Origin of the sequence: Stenotrophomonas sp. (assembly GCF_032061965.1) — a bacterium.
In the GTDB taxonomy this organism is placed as follows: Bacteria; Pseudomonadota; Gammaproteobacteria; order Xanthomonadales; family Xanthomonadaceae; genus Stenotrophomonas.
The window spans coordinates 14,565-32,290 of the sequence record NZ_DAMBEF010000039.1; the positions used below are offsets into that span (position 1 = coordinate 14,565).

Here is a 17,726-nt window from a genome sequence, read left to right on the forward strand (position 1 = left end):
CTAGCCGATCCCGCGCTGCTCAGAACGAAACCTCGACCGGCTGCCGCGACCACAGCACCGATTGGTGCTTGGTGGCCTGCTTCCAAGCCAGGCGGATGGCCTCGATGTCGTTGCGGCGCTGCGGGCTGTCTTCATGCAGGATCACCAGCACCTTGGTGCGCAGCCGGTTCGGCTCGGGTGCGCCACGGAACAGCCACTGGCCGTAGGCGTCGAACACGGTCAGACCATCCGGGAAGCGCGGGGTCACTTCCTTGTCGAGAAAGGCACGCCACTGCGCCTCGCTGATCACGTCGGTCTGCTCGCGCGCCGACGGGCCGCTCTCCTCGCCCACCCCGAAATACAGCTCGCTGCGTACCCAGCCACCGGCTTCGGCCGGGCGCGCGGCGTCGCCGTGCAGCTGCGCACTCGGCGCTGGCTCAGCAACCGGAGGTGCGGCATTGGCACTGGCGGCAACGGCCAACAGCAGGGGCAACAGGAGAGCGTGCAACTTCATGGAAAACCTCCGGGTAAGGACAACACGGTGGCATCCAAGGCACCGCAGGGATATCGCATTTGGTTATCAGCCGATTGCCAGCAGGACTTGCGCCGGCGGCGGCGTTAACGCGAAGATAATATATCGCTTCATCCGGATGGATGTAAGTGCAACTTTCTCCCCCTATCTGTTCCGGAGCTTCCATGTCCCGCCCCACCTCGGCCCCGCTCGGCCTGGCCATCGCGCTGGCGCTGTCTTCCCCCGCCTTTGCCCAGGATGCCCCGCAGGCAACCAACCTGGACACGGTGATCGTCACTGGCACCCGCGCTGTCGACCGCACCGTGCTGGAATCCACCGCACCGGTGGACGTGCTCAGCGCCGAGGACATCCGCAAGGCCGGCGTGGTCAACGGTGAGCTGGGCAGCGCGCTGCAGGCGCTGCTGCCCTCGTTCAACTTCCCGCGCCAGTCCAACTCCGGCGGCGCCGACCACGTGCGCGCCGCGCAGTTGCGCGGCCTGTCGCCGGACCAGGTGCTGGTGCTGATCAACGGCAAGCGCCGCCACAACAGCGCACTGGTCAACACCGACAGCAAGATCGGCAAGGGCACCACGCCGGTCGATTTCAATGCCATCCCGGTCAGCGCGATCAAGCGCATCGAGGTGCTGCGTGACGGCGCTGGCGCGCTGTATGGCTCGGACGCAGTGGCCGGGGTGATCAACGTGATCCTCGACGACGCGCCGGAAGGCGGCGCCATTGAGGCCAGCTTTGGCGCACACCATACCGACCTCAAGCCGATCGACCGCACCCTCACCGATGGCCAGACCAGTTTTTTCAGCGCCAAGGTCGGCACCGCCCTGACCGATGACGGCGGCTTCCTGCGTGTCGGCCTGGAACTGAAGAACCGCGAAGCCACCAACCGCGCAGGCTTCGACCAGATCCCGCCGTGGGAAGCGCAGACCCCGGACAATCTGGCGCTGGCCGGCAAGCGCAATTATTCGCTGGGCGATGGTGCCAGCAAGGACCTCAATGCCTGGTTCAATGCCGAGATTCCGTTCGGCACGACCTCCAAGGCCTATGCCTTCGGCACCTACAACCAGCGCGATACCGAAGGCGCCAACTATTTCCGCTATCCGGATGGCGAGGCCAACTGGAAGGAGCTGTATCCGAACGGCTACCGGCCCATCTCCGAGGGTGAAAACCTGGACGTGCAACTGGTTGCCGGCGCGCGTGGCCAATGGGCCGAATGGAACTACGACGCCAGCCTCGACCACGGCCGCAATGAGTTCACCTACCGCCTGCGCGACTCGCTCAATGCCTCGCTGGGCCCGACCAGCCCTACCCGCTTCAAGACCGGTGATTTCAGCTTCGCCCAGACCGTGGCCAACCTCGACGTCGGCCGCATCTTCGTGCGCGAGAACGACAGCCACAGCCTGGGCTTCGGCATTGAAGGCCGCCACGAGCGCTATGAAACCGGTGCCGGCGACCCGGCCAGCTACGCTGCAGGGCCGTACACCGACCGCCCGACCGGTTCGCAGGCCGGCGGTGGCTTGACCCCGCAGGACGAGGCCGATCTGTCGCGCGATGTGATCAGCGCTTACACCAGCCTGTCCTCCACCTTCGGCGAGAGATTTTCGACCGATATCGCCGCACGCTACGAGCACTACCAGGATTTCGGCGGCGAGCTGACCGGCAAGATCGGCGCGCGTTACGCCTTTGCGCCAGCCTTCGCCCTGCGTGGTTCGATCTCCAACAACTTCCACGCACCGTCGCTGAGCCAGATCGGCTACGAGTCCACCTCGACCGGCTACACCGCGGGCGGCCAGCTGGTACAGGGGCGTCTGCTGTCGGTCAACAATCCGATCGCGCGTGCACTCGGCGCCACCGATCTGAAGCCGGAAAAGTCGATCAACTACAGCCTGGGCTTCACCAGCCAGATCGGCAGCCACTTCGATCTGTCGCTGGACCTGTTCCAGATCGATATCGATGACCGCATCGCCCTGTCGGAGAGCATCAGCGGCGACGCGTTGACCGACTTCGTGCAGCAGCAGTTCGGCGTCAGCGGTCTGGAAAGCGCGCACTACTTCGTCAACGCCGCCGACACCCGCACCCGTGGCGCCGAGTTTGTCGGCAACTGGCGGCAATCGCTGGGCGACGGCGAACTGTTGCTGACCGGCACCTGGAGCTACGCCAAGACCGAGCTGAAGAATGTGCTGGCAACCCCGGCGCAGCTGCTGGCATTGGACCCGGACTACGTGCTGTTCGGCGTGGAAGAGAGCAATACGCTGACCGATGCCGCACCGCGCACCCGTGCGCAGTTCGCCGCCAGCTGGGCCAACGACAACTGGTCGTTGAGCAGCCGCCTCAGCCGCCACGGCAGCGCCAAGCGCGTGTTCGATTTCGGCGATGGCTATGTCCCCACCCAGACCTACCAGGCCGAATGGCAGCTGGACGCAGAAGTCGAATACCGCATCACCCCACAGTGGAGTGTTGCCGTCGGCGGCCAGAACCTGACCGACAACTACCCGGACAAGTCGAACGAGGACATCTACTACTTCGGCAACCTGCCTTATGACGTGCTGTCGCCGATTGGCAGCAACGGCGCGTATTGGTACGGGCGGGTGCGGTTTACGTTCTGATTTGTGTTTGGGGAAGGGGTGCTTGCTTAGAAGCTTCCCCTCACCCCAACCCCTCTCCCGCAGGCGGGAGAGGGGCTAATTCACTACGAGCGCGAGCGATGCGAGCCCCTCTCCCGCGCGCGGGAGAGGGGTTGGGGTGAGGGGAAGCTCCTGGCCAGTAGCCCCCCCAACAAACCCCGAATTCATCCAGCTTTAACCCCGCATGGCGCTCCTTACGCCTGCCGGCACATCCAGTCCGGTTCACCTTGCGGAGGCGTATATGTTCGAGTCGTTGATTCGCGAAGCGGCCAACCGCTTTCATCTTGGCGACAACGCAGGGCGCCTTGTGCGTTCGCTTGTCGATGACATCTTCGATCCAGCGCACGGCGGTTTTGCCGGTCTACGAACGCGCTTTGACCATGCCGGACTGGGGGATCTGTTCGCCTCGTGGATCGGCACCACCCCCGGCGACAACGTGCTGCAGCCGGATCAGTTCAGCGCTGGCTTTGGACAGAACCTGTCCAGCGGTATCGCCAGCAAGCTCGGTATCCCAGCCGCTGCGGTCAACATGGCCGGTGCCTGGCTGCTGCCCAAGATCGTCGGGCTGCTGACCCCGGGCGGTACCCTGCCGACATCGCGTCCAGCCGACTACGATCGCTGGTTCGGCACCGCCGCGCCTGTCGCCACCTCCACCAGCAGGCCAGCACCGGTGGCTCCGGCATCCTCCGGGGGCATCTGGAAATGGCTGATCCCGCTGATCATCCTGATCGCCGCCTTCCTGTTGTTCCGCAGCTGCAAGAAGGAAGAAGCAGCCCCCCCGCCGCCAGCCGAACCGGCGGCAACAATGCAGCCCGCTGCGGCCCCGGTCGCCCAGGCCAATCCGCGTTTCGGCTTCGAGAACGTGGATGGCAAGGTCATGGTCAACGGCCAGGTGGCCAGCGACGCCGACAAGACCCGGCTATGGGATGCACTGAAGGCCAACTTCGGCGAAGGCAATCTTTCGGGTGACATCACCGTGGATCCGGCCACCCTGCCTGCGAACTGGCTGGACAAGCTGATCGCCGCACTGCCCGAACTGAAAGCCAAGGGCCTGAAATTCGGCTTTGATGGGGACAAACTCAACATCGACACCAGTGGCCTTTCCGAAGCCGACCGGTTCACGGTCAGTGACAAGCTGCGCAACCTGTTTGGTGGTTTCGAGATCAGCGGCCTCTGGGACCGTGCCGCCGCCGCATTGGCTGGGCTCAAGGCCGGCTTCAGCGGTGATGACCTGGTCAAGGCGTTGAACCTGATGAACATCTACTTCGACACAGGTTCGGCCACCATCACCCGCGACAGCCTGGAAACACTGACCAACGCCGCCAATGCGATCAAGCAGGCGCCGGCAGGGACGAAGATCGAAGTGGGTGGATACACCGACAACACGGGTGATGCCGCCGCCAATGTCACGTTGAGCCAGCACCGCGCTGAAGCCGTTGTAGCCAAGTTGGCCGAACTGGGCGTTGCTGCCGACGTACTGACCGGCAAGGGCTATGGTCAGGAAAAGCCGCGTGCCAGCAATGACACCGAAGAAGGCCGAGCGCAGAACCGCCGGATTGAGTTTGCGGTTAGCAAGTGATGTTTGCGCGGGTGGGGTTGCTTGCTTGCGGAGCTGCCCTCACCCCAACCCCTCTCCCGCGTGCGGGAGAGGGGCTCACATTGCTCGCGCTCGTAGTGCACCAGCCCTTCTCCCGCACGCGGGAGAGGGGTTGGGGTGAGGGCTGCTCCGCAAGCACGTACACCCAAAAAAGCTTCACCCCAAATGACTTTCCTCTAACAAGCCCTGCGGCATAGTGGGTGCATGCTTGATGACCTACAGCGACCGTACCCACCGGCGCTGGCAGATGACGACGCACTGTTTCTCGATGTTGATGGCACCCTGCTCGCCTTTGCCGACCATCCGGACAAGGTAGCGCCCGACTCGCCCCTGCTCACCCTGCTGGCCAGCGTGCAGCAACGGCTGGGTGGCGCGCTCGCGCTGCTGAGTGGCCGACCTGTCAGCCAACTGCAATCGATGTTTGCGCCGCTGCGCCTGCCCATGGCGGGCCTGCATGGTGCGCAGCTGCTGAACTCGCCCGACGCGCGGCTCACCGAACCCGACACCGCCGCCTGGTTGCATGCACTGCATCAGCGCGCGATGCAGCTGGCACATGCGCATCCTGGCGTCCTGATCGAAAACAAGGGTCAGGCGCTGGCCGTGCATTGGCGCAATGCACCGCAAGCCGGCGGAGCCGTCATCGAATTCGCGCAAGCCCAATTGCCGCAGCTTTCCGGCGTGCGCCTGCAGCCGGGAAATCATGTCATCGAATTTGTCGGCAGTGGCCACGACAAGGGGCGCGCCCTTCAACAGCTGATGCAGCATGCGCCGTTCAAGGACCGCCGCCCGCTGTTCGTCGGCGACGACCTCACCGATGAGCACGGCTTTGAGGCCGCCCAGCAGCTTGGCGGCATCGGCGTGCTGGTTGGCCGGCGCGAAAGCAGCCAGGCCCGCTGTGCCCTGCCTGACATCAGCGCCGTACACGCTTGGCTGCGTGCAGCCATTTTCTGACCCATCCGGAGGAAACAGCGGCGCCCGTGGCGTTCGCGCAACAAGGAGAACGCAATGCAAGACGCCACTCTCGACCTTGGCGTAGTGGGCAATGGCAGTTTCGGTGCACTTATCGACAAACAGGCACGCGTGGTCTGGAGCTGCCTGCCAAGCTTTGACGGTGACCCGGCATTCTGTGCCCTGCTCGGCCCGACCCAGCACACCGGAGGCGACTTCGGTATCGAGCTGGAGGATTTCCGCGACAGCGAGCAATCCTACCTGACCAATACCGCGATCCTGCGCACGGTGCTGCGTGACACACATGGCGGCGCGGTAGAGATCATCGATTTCGCACCGCGCTGGCGCCAGAACGACCGCTTCTACCGTCCGGTGAGCCTGATCCGGCAGATCACCCCGCTTTCCGGCAACCCGCGCCTGGTGATCCGCGCACGACCGCTGGCGGACTGGGGAGCGCGCCAACCGGAGACCACCTGGGGCAGCAATCACATCCGCTGGCTGTTGCCGGATATGGTGCTGCGCCTTACCACCGATGTACCGGTGCGCTTTGTCCGCGACGGCCTGCCGTTTGTCCTCAACCACCGCGTGCATCTGGTGCTGGGCGTGGACGAGTCCCTCAATCGCTCGCTCAGCGGCTACGTACAGGAAGCGATGCAGCGTACCCGCGACTACTGGCGCGAATGGGTGCGGTATCTGTCGGTACCGCTGGAATGGCAGGACGCGGTGATCCGCAGCGCCATTACCTTGAAGCTGTGCCAGTACGAAGACAGCGGCGCCATCATCGCGGCGATGACCACCTCCATCCCGGAAGCCCCCGGCAGCAGCCGCAACTGGGATTACCGCTATTGCTGGCTGCGCGATGCCGCCTTTGTGGTGCGCGCGCTCAATCGCCTGGGTGCCACCCGCACGATGGAGCAGTTCCTGGGCTATATCTTCAACCTGGCCACCCACGATGGCAGCCTGCAACCGCTGTACGGCATCGGCTTTGAAGCCAAGCTGGACGAAGACGAAGTCGCCACCCTGGCCGGCTACCGTGGCATGGGCCCGGTGCGCCGCGGCAACCTGGCCTGGGTGCAGCGCCAGCATGACGTCTATGGCAGCGTGGTATTGGCATCCACGCAATTGTTCTTCGACCAGCGCCTGCAGGACCCAGGCGACACGCATACCTTCGCGCGGCTGGAGCCGCTGGGTGAGCAGGCCTTCGCCTTGCATGACGTGCCGGATGCCGGCTTGTGGGAGTTCCGTGGCCGCACCGAAGTGCACACCTATACCAGTGCGATGTGCTGGGCCGCGTGTGATCGGCTTTCAAAGATCGCAACGCGGCTGAAGCTCGATGGCCGGGCCATTTATTGGCGCGAACGCGCCAACCAGATCCACGCAAGGATCATGCAGGAATCCTGGAGTGAGCAGCTGGGCCACTTCACCGATACATACGGCGGCCATCGGCTGGACGCGTCCTTGCTGCTGCTGGCCGACATCGGCTTCATCGCCGCCGATGACGCACGCTTCATCGCCACCGTCGAGGCCATCGGCCGCGACCTGAAGCATGGCAATGCATTGTACCGCTACACCGCACCCGATGATTTCGGCACACCCGAGACCAGCTTCACCATCTGTACCTTCTGGTACATCGACGCGCTGGCCGCGATCGGGCGCATGGATGAAGCGCGCGAGATGTTTGAAATGCTGCTGCAGCAAAGCAATCACCTGGGCCTGCTGTCCGAAGACCTGGCGTTTGACGGCCAGGCCTGGGGCAATTTCCCGCAGACCTATTCGCACGTCGGCCTGGTGATCGCCGCCATGCGCCTGTCGCGCAGTTGGCAGGAGGCGTCGTGAGCCGATTGGTGGTGGTGTCCAACCGGGTGGCCATCCCCGGCGAGAACCGTGCCGGCGGCCTGGCAAGCGGCCTGCTGGCCGCACTGGGCGAGCGTGGCGGCCTCTGGTTCGGCTGGAGTGGACGCAGCGTCAGCGGCGAAAGCGGCGCGCTGCATGAAGCCCAGGACGGTGCCATCCGCTACCTGACCATGGACCTGTCCAAGACCGACCTGGACAACTATTACAACGGCTTCGCCAACCGCGCATTGTGGCCGCTGCTGCATTTCCGCCTGGACCTGGTCGACTACGACCGCCGCAAGCGTGAGGGCTATTGGAAGGTCAACACCTTGTTCGCGGACACGCTGGCGCCGCTGCTACGCGACGACGACACCGTCTGGATCCATGATTACCACCTGATTCCACTGGCATCGTTGCTGCGCGAACGCGGCGTCGGCTGCCGGATCGGCTTCTTCCTGCATGTGCCGGTGCCTTCTGCGGACCTGATGCAGGCGCTGCCGGAACACCGGGCGCTGCTCCAGACGCTCTATGCCTACGACTTGCTTGGCTTCCAGACCCGTCGCGATGTGGATCGCTTCCAGTCCTATGTCCGCCTGTTCGGCGGCGGCGGGCTGGTGGACAGCGAGTGGATCCAGGCACCGGATGGGCGCCGTGTGCGCACCTCCGCTTTCCCCATCGGCATCGACACCGAACACATCGCCCGCCAGGCACGCAGCGCGGTCGGCAACAAGCCGGTACGCGACCTGCGCCAGAGCTTGCAACACCGCAAACTCGCCATCGGCGTCGATCGACTGGATTACTCCAAAGGGCTGCCTGAGCGCTTCCATGGCTTCGCCCGCTACCTCGACCGCTACCCGCAGCAGAAAGGCGGCATGACCTTCCTGCAGATTGCGCCGGTGTCGCGCGGCAGCGTGACCGAGTACCGCAAGCTGCGCGGCGAGCTGGAGCGCTTGGCAGGGCATATCAACGGCAGCCACGCCGAGGCGGACTGGACGCCCCTGCGCTACGTCAACCAGAACTATGCACACAGCACCTTGACCGGGTTCTACCGGCAAGCGGCAGTTGGCCTGGTAACGCCCTTGCGCGATGGCATGAACCTGGTGGCCAAGGAATACATTGCTGCACAGAATCCGGACGATCCGGGCGTGCTGGTGCTGTCGCTTCTGGCCGGTGCGGCAGATGAGTTGAAGCAGGCCTTGCTGGTCAATCCGCATGACCTGGACGGGGTGGCTGACGCGATTGCGACCGCCGCAGGCATGCCGCGCAGTGAACGCGTCGAGCGTTGGCAGGTGATGATGGAACACCTGCGGAAGTTCGATATCCACCGCTGGCGGCGGGACTATTTGTTGGCGTTGGAGGGGAGGTAGAGCACCCCCCTCTCCCGCAAGGGGAGAGGGGCTCAGAGGGCCGCAAGTCAAAACATTGCGCGCAATTGCAGCTGTAGAGCCCCTCTCCCCTTGCGGGAGAGGGGTTGGGGAGAGGGGGAAGCTCCTAGCAAGCAAACCCCAAACCAAAGCCCTCAATCCAAAAACCGCCCGCGCTGCTCCACCGTCGGCAGAAAACAGCTGTCATGCCGCCCAAACCAGCGATACCGGTTCCGCGCCAGCCAGCGGTAAGCCGGGTCTCGCAGCGACGCCGGCAACACCCACGCCAGCCCGGCCAAACGCCAAGCCCCACCCAAGCCTGTCACCACCCGCACGATTGCATCGGTATCGGTATAGGCCACGCCATCAACTACCAGCAGGAATGACAGCGGATCTTCCGGATCCAGCCCGTGGGCGGCCAGCAACGTCCGCCCCTGCGCGCCCTGCATTGCTGCGAACCGGTAGCGCCCCGCGCGATCAAAACGCAGCAGGAACCGCACCCAGCGGCTGCACAGCGCGCAGACGCCATCGAACACGATCACCGCCGGCTCAGCCATGCGCTTGCTCCGGCAACAACCAGCCTTCGTAACGGATCAGCCGCCCGATCAACGGCATCGATACGTCCACAAGAAATTCATAGCGGCCGGCCTGCTCACGCTCGCGGCAATGCACCTGCGCGAACCAGCGTGCCGGCAACGGCAACACCCCGAACGCCCAGGCACGCTCCGCCCGCCACAGGATCTGCCCGTCTTCTTCGCGCAGCCCAAAGCGGAAACGCAGCGCGCCCAGTTGCTCGAACAGGCGGCCCTCACGCTGCCAAAGCCGCGAGGCCATGCGCGCAGGGCCGAACTGCCGGTTCCAGCGTTCCCCCTTGGCATCAACCACGAACTCCACCGTCACCGGCACGCTTGAGCTCGGCGGCAGCCGCGTCAGCCAGGCGCAGGGCGCTACCAGCCAATGCGTACCGCGCAGCACCTCACCCTGCCCGCTCCAACGTTGCCGCGTCCGGATCGAGTGCAGCGCACGAACCTGCGGGGCCAACTGCTCGAACGCAGGACCAAGCACCTGCGCGAACAGCGGCGTGCTCATGGCGCCATCCATACCAGGGTGGCAATACGGCCACTGCGGCGATCACGGCGATGCGAGAACCAGCGCTGCGGATCGGCCATGGTGCACAGGTCGCCGCCGTGGATCGCCCCCGGCAGCATGCCGGCCGCCTGCAGCCGCTGCCGGGCCAGCCCTGGCAGGTCCACCTTCCAGTGGCCGGGCCGGGTGGCGACGAAATGCTGCTCAGCGGCGCTGGAATGCGCCAGGAAGGCCTCACGCACGTCCACGCCAACCTCGTACAGGGCAGGCCCCGCCGCAGGGCCTATCCACGCCACCAGCGCCTCAGCGGGGGTGTGCATGGCGGCCAGCGTGTTTTCCAGCATGCCGCGCGCCAAGCCACCCCAGCCTGCATGCGCTGCAGCCACCTCGCTGCCGTCACGGGCGGCGAACACCACCGGCAGGCAGTCCGCAGTGAGGATGGCCAGTACCACCCCCGGCACCGAAGTCACGGCGGCGTCGGCGGTCGGCTCAGCCTCCAGCCCCTGGGCGTGTGGCGGCGCGTCGAAGCGCACGACGTCGCTGCTGTGTACCTGCCGCAGCCAATGCGCGGCCGACGGCAACTGCGCCAACTGCTGGAGCTCATCACGATTGCGCTGCACCTGGGCCGGATCGTCGCCATCGGCAGCGGTCCGGTTGCCCAGGTTGAACGTGTCGAACGGAGGCTGCGAACCACCCGCGCCATAGCGCAACGTGGTGACCGCCCGCACCCCCGGGGGAGCAGGCCAGTCAGCCGCCCACAGCGGACCGGCCTGGGCCATTACCAGCGGCCCCGCTCGCGCTCGGCGAAGGCCTGCGAGTCCTCACGCAATGCCTTCATCAACGCCAACAGGTCACCCGGCACGGCGGCGGAATTGCTGATGGTTTCGCCGGTGATCGGGTGCTGGAACTCCAACGTCTCGGCATGCAGGGCCTGACGCTTGAAGCCACGCAGCTGCGCGACCAGTTCGTCGCTGGCACCCTTGGGCAGTTTCAACGCGCCGCCGTACAGCGGGTCGCCGACGATGGCGTGCTTCAGATGCGCCATGTGCACGCGGATCTGGTGGGTACGGCCTGTTTCCAGGCGGCACTCCAACGCAGTGTGGGCGCGGAAGCGCTCGCGCAGGCGGTAATGGGTAACCGCGTCCTTGCCATCTTCGCGCACGCCCATCTTCAGGCGGTCGCGCGGGTGGCGGTCAATCGCCGCATCCACCGTGCCACCGGCCACCAGCGCACCGACCACCACGGCCAGGTACTGGCGATGGACCTCACGTGCCGACAGCTGCTCCACCAGGGCGGTCTGCGCCTGCAGCGTGCGCGCCACCACCATGACGCCACTGGTGTCCTTGTCCAAGCGATGCACGATGCCTGCGCGCGGTACCTTGGCCAGCTCCGGATCACGGAACAACAGCGCGTTGACCAGCGTGCCGGTCGGGTTGCCAGCGCCGGGATGAACCACCAGCCCAGCCGGCTTGTCGATCACGAAGACGTGCTCGTCCTCGTACAGCACCGACAGCGGGATGTCCTCTGGCAGGGCGTGGGTTTCGGTTTCCAGCACCGCATTCAGGCTGACCTGTTCGCCGCCACGGACCGGGTCGCGCGGCCGGGCCGGCTCGCCGTCCATCAGCACCGCGCCGGTTTTGATCCATTCGGACAGGCGTGAGCGGGAGAATTCAGGAAACAGTTCAGCTACCACCGCGTCGAAGCGACGGCCGGCGGCGGAATCGGGGACCAGCGCCTGGCGCTGGGTGGAGGAGGTGTTCTCGGACATGGGCAAAGACCGGCTAAAGACGAAATTATGGGGTCCTGACGGCAACAGTCAGTCGCAGGACAGGCCACTAGGCTATCATCGCCCCTTCGTATTCCTGCCGCGTCCTGCCCTGAACCCATGATCCGACGCTCCTCGCTGCTGTCCGCGCCCGTCCGCCTCACCGCCCTGTTGCTGGTATTGGTCTTCGTCGCCACTGGCTGCCACCGCGGCGCCAAGAAGGACGCCGATGAAGGCGCGCCGGTCGAACAGCTCTATGAAAAGAGCCACAAGCTGATGGAGGGCGGCAACTGGTCCGGTGCCGAAACCAGCTTTCGGCGCCTGATTGCGCAGTATCCGTACGGCCCGTACACCGAGCAGGCGATGATCGAAAGCGCCTATGCCCAGTACAAGGCCGGCAAGAACGATGACGCCGTGTCGAGCATCGACCGCTTCATCCGTACCTACCCGACCCACCGCAACATCGCCTACCTGTACTACCTGCGTGGTCTGGCCAACGGCAACCGCGATACGGTTTTCCTGCGCCGCGTATGGTCCCTGGACCCGAGCCGTCGCGATCTGTCGACCCCGCGCCAGGCCTATGCCGATTTCAATATCGTCACCGAGCGCTACCCGAACAGCCGCTACGCCGCCGATGCGCGCCAGCGCATGGTCGAGCTGCGTGACGTGTTCGCCCAGCACGAGCTGGACAATGCCCTGTATTACGCCCGTCGTGGTGCCTGGGTATCGGCCGCCGGCCGCGCCAACTACCTGCTGGAAACCTACCCGCAGAGCGCGTTCCAGTACGACGCCGTGGCCATCCTGGGCGAGGCCTATACCCACCTGGGCAACAAGACCCTGGCCGACGACGCCCGTCGCGTGCTCGAGCTGAACCAGCCTGAGCACCCGTGGCTGGCCGGCAACTGGCCGAAATACCCGTGGATGATCCGCAAGCTCAACCCGTTCGCCGGCGAAAAGTCGGTTGCCACCGGCCAGAGCAACGCGACCATGAGCCGCAACAAGTAATCAGCTGCAAAGCAAGACACCGCAAGGGGCCCCGATGGGGCCCCTTATTGTTTGGGCCGATTTGAGTGCAACGCCGGGGACCCCAACGGCGCGAGGGCGGCATACGGCATTGGGGGGAAATCGCCAGTTGGCGGGAGGCGACCCTTTCACCGCGCCCGGCTTGCACGCACAGCTCCCGATGTTCTACGAGATTCCCGTGGCCAACGTCTCCCGGGGTGCAAAAAGTTGCCACCGCTTGGGGCAGTGGCAGGGAGAGAGATTCGATTCGATGTTTTCTTGTGCCTCGATAGTGGCGTGGTGACTTGCCAAGCATTTGGCCGTGCATGTCAGGGCCCGACACAAGTATTGGCAAGGGGCAACCACACGGGCCCTGCTTCCCGTAGCCAAAAAGAAGGGGCCTCCCGGCCCCTTCTTTCCTGCGCTGGTCAACCGCGATAACCATTGGTGATCGGGTAGCGGCGCTCCCGCCCGAACGCGCGCCGGGACACCTTGGGCCCGGGGGCCGCCTGGTGACGCTTCCATTCGCTGATGCGCACCAGCTTGAGTACGCGGTCCACCACGTCCGGCGCATAGCCGGCCGCAATCACGTCATCGCGCGACTGCTCCTGGTCGATGTAGCGGTAGAGGATGCCGTCCAGCACGTCGTAGGCAGGCAATGAGTCCTGGTCGGTCTGGTTGTCACGCAGTTCCGCCGATGGCGCACGCGCGATCACCGCCGGCGGGATCACGGGGGCGCCGCCTACCGTATTGCGCCACTTGGACAGGCCGTAGACCTCGGTCTTGTACAGATCCTTCAGCGGCGCATAACCACCGCACATGTCTCCATAGATGGTGGCATAGCCCACCGCGTACTCGCTCTTGTTGCCGGTGGTCAGCAGCAGGCCACCGAACTTGTTGCTCAGCGCCATCAGGATCACGCCGCGACTGCGCGACTGCAGGTTTTCCTCCGTCACATCCGCTGCTTGCCCTTCGAACATGGCCGACAGGGATTCCATCAACCCCTTGAATGCCGGTTCAATCGGCACCGTTTCCAGCTTCACCCCCAGCGCGCGGCATTGCTCCACCGCCAGGTCATTGGACAGGTCGGCGGTGTAGCGCGAGGGCAGGCTGACCGCGGTGACGTTCTCGGCCCCCAACGCATCCACCGCCAGGGCCAGCACCAGCGCCGAATCGATGCCGCCGGACAGCCCCAGCCAGACCTTGCCGAAGCCATTCTTGCGGCAGTAATCCTGGATGCCCCGGGTGACCGAACGCCACGCCAGTGCGTCCATGCTTTCGTCACCGTCGTCGATCCAGCGCAGCGGCATGAAACTGCGGCCGGCGACGTTGTACTCAACGACCAGCATTTCCTCGGTGAAGGCCACGGCTGCCGGGTGTACCGTGCCATCGCCATCGGCAACCACCGAAGCGCCGTCAAATACCACCGCATCTTGCCCGCCGATGGTATTCACGTAGGCGATTGCCACGCCGCTTTCGCGGCTGCGCTCGGCCAACAGCGCATCACGCTGGGCATGCTTGCCACGCTCATAGGGGGACGCGTTGGGTACCAGCACCAGCTCCGCCCCGGCCTTGGCGGTGGCGGCCAGCGGCTCGGGGAACCACAGGTCCTCGCAGATGACCAGGCCAACCGAGACCCCGTTGACCTGGAACACGCAGTTGCCGCCGTCGGGGTCCACATCGAAGTAACGGCGCTCATCGAACACCGCATAGTTCGGCAACTCGCGTTTGCGATAGGTGGTCTCCACCACGCCATCACGCAGCACGCTGGCCGCGTTGTAGACCACCGCACCAGCGCTCTGCGGCCAGCCCACCACCGCGACGATGTCCTTGGCTTCCGCGGCAATGCGCCCCAATGCCTGCTCGCAGTCGCGCAGGAACCCCGGTCGCATCAGCAGGTCCTCGGGCGGATAGCCGCTAACCGCCAGTTCCGGGAACAACACCACGTCGGCCCCGTACTCGTCGCGCGCCTCATGCATCAACTCGATGATGCGGCTGACGTTGCCGTCCACGTCCCCGACCGGGAAATCGAACTGGGCCAGGGCGATGCGTAGCGATTCGGACATATCAACAACCTTCTGCTTGGCCCCGCACCCTGCGGGGGCTTGGTATTACCGATGCTGCACGCAGGATGCTTTCACAAACCGCGGCAGTGTGGCTCAGGGCTTCATTATTCCAGAAGCGCAGCACACGGTAGCCGCTGCGGTGCAGGAAAGCGTCACGGCGCAGATCATTGGGGTCGGTGGCGTGCTGGCTGCCGTCCAGTTCGATCACCAGTTTGTGCGCCAGACACACGAAATCCACGACATAAGGGCCGATGGGGTGTTGGCGGCGGAACTTGAAGTCAGCCAGGTGGCGGCCCCTCAGGAAGTACCAGATGCGCCGCTCGGCCTCGGTCATGCGCCGCCGCAGGGCACGGGCGCTGCTGGTTTTACTGCCTTTGCGCATGGTCGCCTGCTGATTGGAAGACGATTGCCGGTGGGACCACCGGTTGGAATCGGGAAAACCAAGCCGTCGGCCGGGGGGATTGCCGTTGGGTTGGCGATATGAGGCAGAGGCAGGGAAGCAAAGGCAGGAGCTTGCCCTCACCCCTACCCCTCTCCCGCAAGCGGGAGAGGGGACAGCAAGTGCACAAAGCACAGGCCAAAGCCGAATCCAAAGCCAAAGCCAAAGCCAAAGCCACAGGCACAGGCACAGGCACAGCTACAGCCACAGCCACAGCGAGATCCAGATTTGATGTCGGAACCGGAGCTCGGGATAGAGATAGAGCTAAGGCGGGGCCTAAAAGCCAAACACCGGGGCTGCCTCAAATGCAGCGGGAGAAGCCGAAGAAGCCGCTGCCGCTTGGATGGGTGGCACGTTTAGCTGGAAATTTTGAGAGTGACGCAGTCCGATGCTTCGAACTGCGGGCTTCGGTTTTGGCTTCGGTTTTGGCTTCGGTTTTGGCTTCGGTTTTGGTTTTGGCTTTGGCTTCGGCTGTGCTCCTCGCTGTCGCAGTTGCTGTCCCCTCTCCCGCCTGCGGGAGAGGGGTAGGGGTGAGGGCAAGCTCCTGCTTTGGTTTTGGTTTTGCCATCAGCTCCCGCCCTTCTCCCCCAACCCCAAAACAAGAAAGGCCACCCGAAGGTGGCCTCTCTCAAATCACTGAAGCGCAGTCTTACTTGACCAGCTTCGCAATCGCAGCGCCCAGGTCGCCCGGCGAGCGGACGGTGACAACGCCAGCGGCTTCCATCGCCGCGAACTTGCCTTCCGCCGTGCCCTTGCCGCCCGATGCGATCGCACCGGCGTGGCCCATGCGCTTGCCGGCCGGAGCCGACGCGCCGGCGATGAAGCCCACAACCGGCTTCTTCACGAACTGCTTGATGTACTCGGCACCGGCCTCTTCAGCGTCGCCGCCGATTTCGCCAACCATGATGATGCCTTCGGTCTGCGGGTCTTCGTTGAACAGCTTCAGGCAGTCGACGAAGTTCAGGCCGTTGATCGGGTCACCACCGATACCGATGCAGGTGGACTGGCCCAGGCCGACTTCGGTGGTCTGCTTGACCGCTTCATAGGTCAGGGTGCCCGAACGCGACACGATGCCGATCTTGCCCGGCATGTGGATGTGGCCCGGCATGATGCCGATCTTGCACTCGCCCGGAGTGATGACGCCCGGGCAGTTCGGCCCGATCAGCACGGTGTCCGGATGCGAACCCTTCAGCACGTTGTCCACGCGCAGCATGTCCAGCACCGGGATGCCTTCGGTGATGCAGACGATGACCTTGATGCCGGCAGCAGCGGCTTCCAGGATCGCGTCGGCCGCGTACGGCGGCGGCACGTAGATGACCGACGCGTCAGCGCCGGTTGCCTGTACGGCATCGGCCACGGTGTTGAACACCGGCAGGTCGATGTGGGTGGTGCCGCCCTTGCCCGGGGTCACGCCGCCGACAACCTGGGTGCCGTACTCGATCATCTGGGTCGCGTGGAAGGTGCCCTGCTGGCCGGTAAAGCCCTGCACGATCACCTTGGTGTTCTTGTTGATCAAAACGCTCATTGGTAATTCCTTAGGTGTCGTGGATCAGGCGGCGTTCTTGACCGCTTCAACGACCTTCTTGGCGCCGTCGTTGATGTTGTCTGCCGGGATGATGGCCATGCCGCTGTCACGCAGCAGCTGCTTGCCTTCTTCCACGTTGGTGCCTTCCAGGCGCACCACGACCGGAACCTTGACGCCCACTTCCTTCACCGCGGCAATGATGCCTTCGGCGATCATGTCGCAGCGGACGATGCCGCCGAAGATGTTGACGAAGATGCCTTCGACCTTGTCCGAGGACAGGATCAGCTTGAACGCTTCGATCACGCGCTGCTTGTTGGCGCCACCGCCCACGTCCAGGAAGTTCGCCGGCTCGCCGCCATTGAGCTTGATCACGTCCATGGTGGCCATGGCCAGGCCTGCGCCGTTGACCATGCAGCCGATGTTGCCGTCCATGGTGACGTAGTTGATGTCCAGCTCCGAAGCGGTCACTTCGGTTTCGTCTTCCTGGGACTTGTCGCGCATGGCAACCAGTTCCTTGTGACGGAACGCGGCGTTGTCGTCGCTGTTGAACTTGCCGTCCAGCGCGTACAGGTTGCCGTCGTCCAGGATGGCCAACGGGTTTATCTCAACCAGTGCCAGGTCCTTCTCGTTGAAGATGCGGTACAGGTTGACCATGATGCTGGCGAACTGGCCCGCCTGCTTGGCGGTCAGGCCCATCTTGAAGCCGATATCACGGCCGTGGTAACCCTGCACGCCTTCAACGAAGTCCACATTCAAGGTGTGGATCTTGTCCGGGGTCTCGGCAGCAACCTGCTCGATCTCCATGCCGCCTTCCGAAGAGGCGATGAAGCTGATGGTACGGGTGCCACGATCGACCAGCACCGACAGGTACAGTTCCTTGACGATCTCACCGGCGGTGGTCACCAGCACCAGGTTGATCGGCAGCTCGACGCCGGCGGTCTGGTAGGTGGCCATCTTGGTGCCGAGCATCTTGGC

At 64.5% G+C, this 17,726-nt stretch carries 16 protein-coding genes; 6 read left to right on the top strand and 10 right to left on the bottom strand.

Annotated features, from left to right (window positions below):
- Positions 1-19: 19 nt before the first annotated feature.
- The gene (locus RT460_RS16105; protein WP_313320238.1) at positions 20-493 is read right to left on the bottom strand and encodes a DUF3574 domain-containing protein; all 474 of its coding nucleotides are present in this window, start codon (positions 491-493) and stop codon (positions 20-22) included.
- Positions 494-675: 182 nt separating this feature from the next.
- On the opposite strand from RT460_RS16105, the gene RT460_RS16110 reads away from it, so the two are divergent.
- The 5 genes from RT460_RS16110 (at position 676) to otsA (ending at position 8,871) form a co-directional block, all read left to right on the top strand.
- Entirely contained in the window at positions 676-3,108 is a 2,433-nt protein-coding gene (locus tag RT460_RS16110; protein ID WP_313320240.1) for a TonB-dependent receptor, read from the top strand.
- 259 nt (positions 3,109-3,367) lie between these two features.
- Entirely contained in the window at positions 3,368-4,705 is a 1,338-nt protein-coding gene (locus RT460_RS16115; RefSeq protein WP_313320243.1) for an OmpA family protein, read from the top strand.
- Between the two features lie 222 nt (positions 4,706-4,927).
- Positions 4,928-5,674, top strand: a complete 747-nt coding sequence (gene otsB, locus RT460_RS16120; RefSeq protein WP_313320245.1) for a trehalose-phosphatase — start codon at positions 4,928-4,930, stop codon at positions 5,672-5,674.
- Positions 5,675-5,728: 54 nt separating this feature from the next.
- On the top strand, positions 5,729-7,507 hold the full coding sequence (locus tag RT460_RS16125; protein ID WP_313320247.1) for a glycoside hydrolase family 15 protein: 1,779 nt from the start codon (positions 5,729-5,731) through the stop codon (positions 7,505-7,507).
- Positions 7,504-8,871: an alpha,alpha-trehalose-phosphate synthase (UDP-forming) gene (otsA, locus tag RT460_RS16130; protein ID WP_313320249.1), complete on the top strand. Its 1,368-nt coding sequence runs from the start codon at positions 7,504-7,506 to the stop codon at positions 8,869-8,871. Before RT460_RS16125 ends, otsA begins: the two co-directional genes overlap by 4 nt.
- A 152-nt stretch (positions 8,872-9,023) precedes the next feature.
- Here the strand turns inward: otsA and RT460_RS16135 are convergent, their stop codons facing one another.
- The 4 genes from RT460_RS16135 to rluD are packed head-to-tail and all read right to left on the bottom strand — an operon-like array spanning position 9,024 to position 11,722.
- Entirely contained in the window at positions 9,024-9,425 is a 402-nt protein-coding gene (locus RT460_RS16135; RefSeq protein WP_313320251.1) for a thiol-disulfide oxidoreductase DCC family protein, read from the bottom strand.
- A complete protein-coding gene (locus tag RT460_RS16140) occupies positions 9,418-9,957 on the bottom strand; it encodes a DUF4166 domain-containing protein (protein ID WP_313320254.1) in 540 nt (179 codons plus the stop codon). Before RT460_RS16140 ends, RT460_RS16135 begins: the two co-directional genes overlap by 8 nt.
- Entirely contained in the window at positions 9,954-10,733 is a 780-nt protein-coding gene (pgeF, locus tag RT460_RS16145) for a peptidoglycan editing factor PgeF (protein WP_313320256.1), read from the bottom strand. Before pgeF ends, RT460_RS16140 begins: the two co-directional genes overlap by 4 nt.
- Positions 10,733-11,722, bottom strand: a complete 990-nt coding sequence (gene rluD / locus RT460_RS16150; protein WP_313320258.1) for a 23S rRNA pseudouridine(1911/1915/1917) synthase RluD — start codon at positions 11,720-11,722, stop codon at positions 10,733-10,735. The genes pgeF and rluD overlap by 1 nt, the downstream gene beginning before the upstream one ends.
- Positions 11,723-11,839: 117 nt before the next feature.
- On the opposite strand from rluD, the gene RT460_RS16155 reads away from it, so the two are divergent.
- The gene (locus RT460_RS16155) at positions 11,840-12,724 is read left to right on the top strand and encodes an outer membrane protein assembly factor BamD (protein ID WP_313320260.1); all 885 of its coding nucleotides are present in this window, start codon (positions 11,840-11,842) and stop codon (positions 12,722-12,724) included.
- Between the two features lie 425 nt (positions 12,725-13,149).
- Here RT460_RS16155 and RT460_RS16160 read toward each other — a convergent pair whose 3' ends face one another.
- The 5 genes from RT460_RS16160 to sucC all read right to left on the bottom strand — a co-directional run.
- Positions 13,150-14,787 (bottom strand): NAD+ synthase, encoded by a 1,638-nt coding sequence (locus RT460_RS16160; protein WP_313320262.1) that lies wholly within the window; start codon positions 14,785-14,787, stop codon positions 13,150-13,152.
- Position 14,788: 1 nt separating this feature from the next.
- Positions 14,789-15,169 carry an endonuclease domain-containing protein gene (locus tag RT460_RS16165; RefSeq protein WP_313320264.1) on the bottom strand — a complete coding sequence of 127 codons (381 nt, stop codon included), beginning with the start codon at positions 15,167-15,169 and terminating at the stop codon, positions 14,789-14,791.
- A 358-nt stretch (positions 15,170-15,527) separates the two neighbouring features.
- The gene (locus RT460_RS16170) at positions 15,528-15,794 is read right to left on the bottom strand and encodes a hypothetical protein (RefSeq protein ID WP_313320266.1); all 267 of its coding nucleotides are present in this window, start codon (positions 15,792-15,794) and stop codon (positions 15,528-15,530) included.
- Between the two features lie 81 nt (positions 15,795-15,875).
- On the bottom strand, positions 15,876-16,751 hold the full coding sequence (gene sucD / locus RT460_RS16175) for a succinate--CoA ligase subunit alpha (RefSeq protein WP_313320269.1): 876 nt from the start codon (positions 16,749-16,751) through the stop codon (positions 15,876-15,878).
- 24 nt (positions 16,752-16,775) lie between these two features.
- The coding region (gene sucC / locus RT460_RS16180) for an ADP-forming succinate--CoA ligase subunit beta (RefSeq protein ID WP_313320271.1) at positions 16,776-17,726 on the bottom strand (951 nt) is incomplete at its 5' end.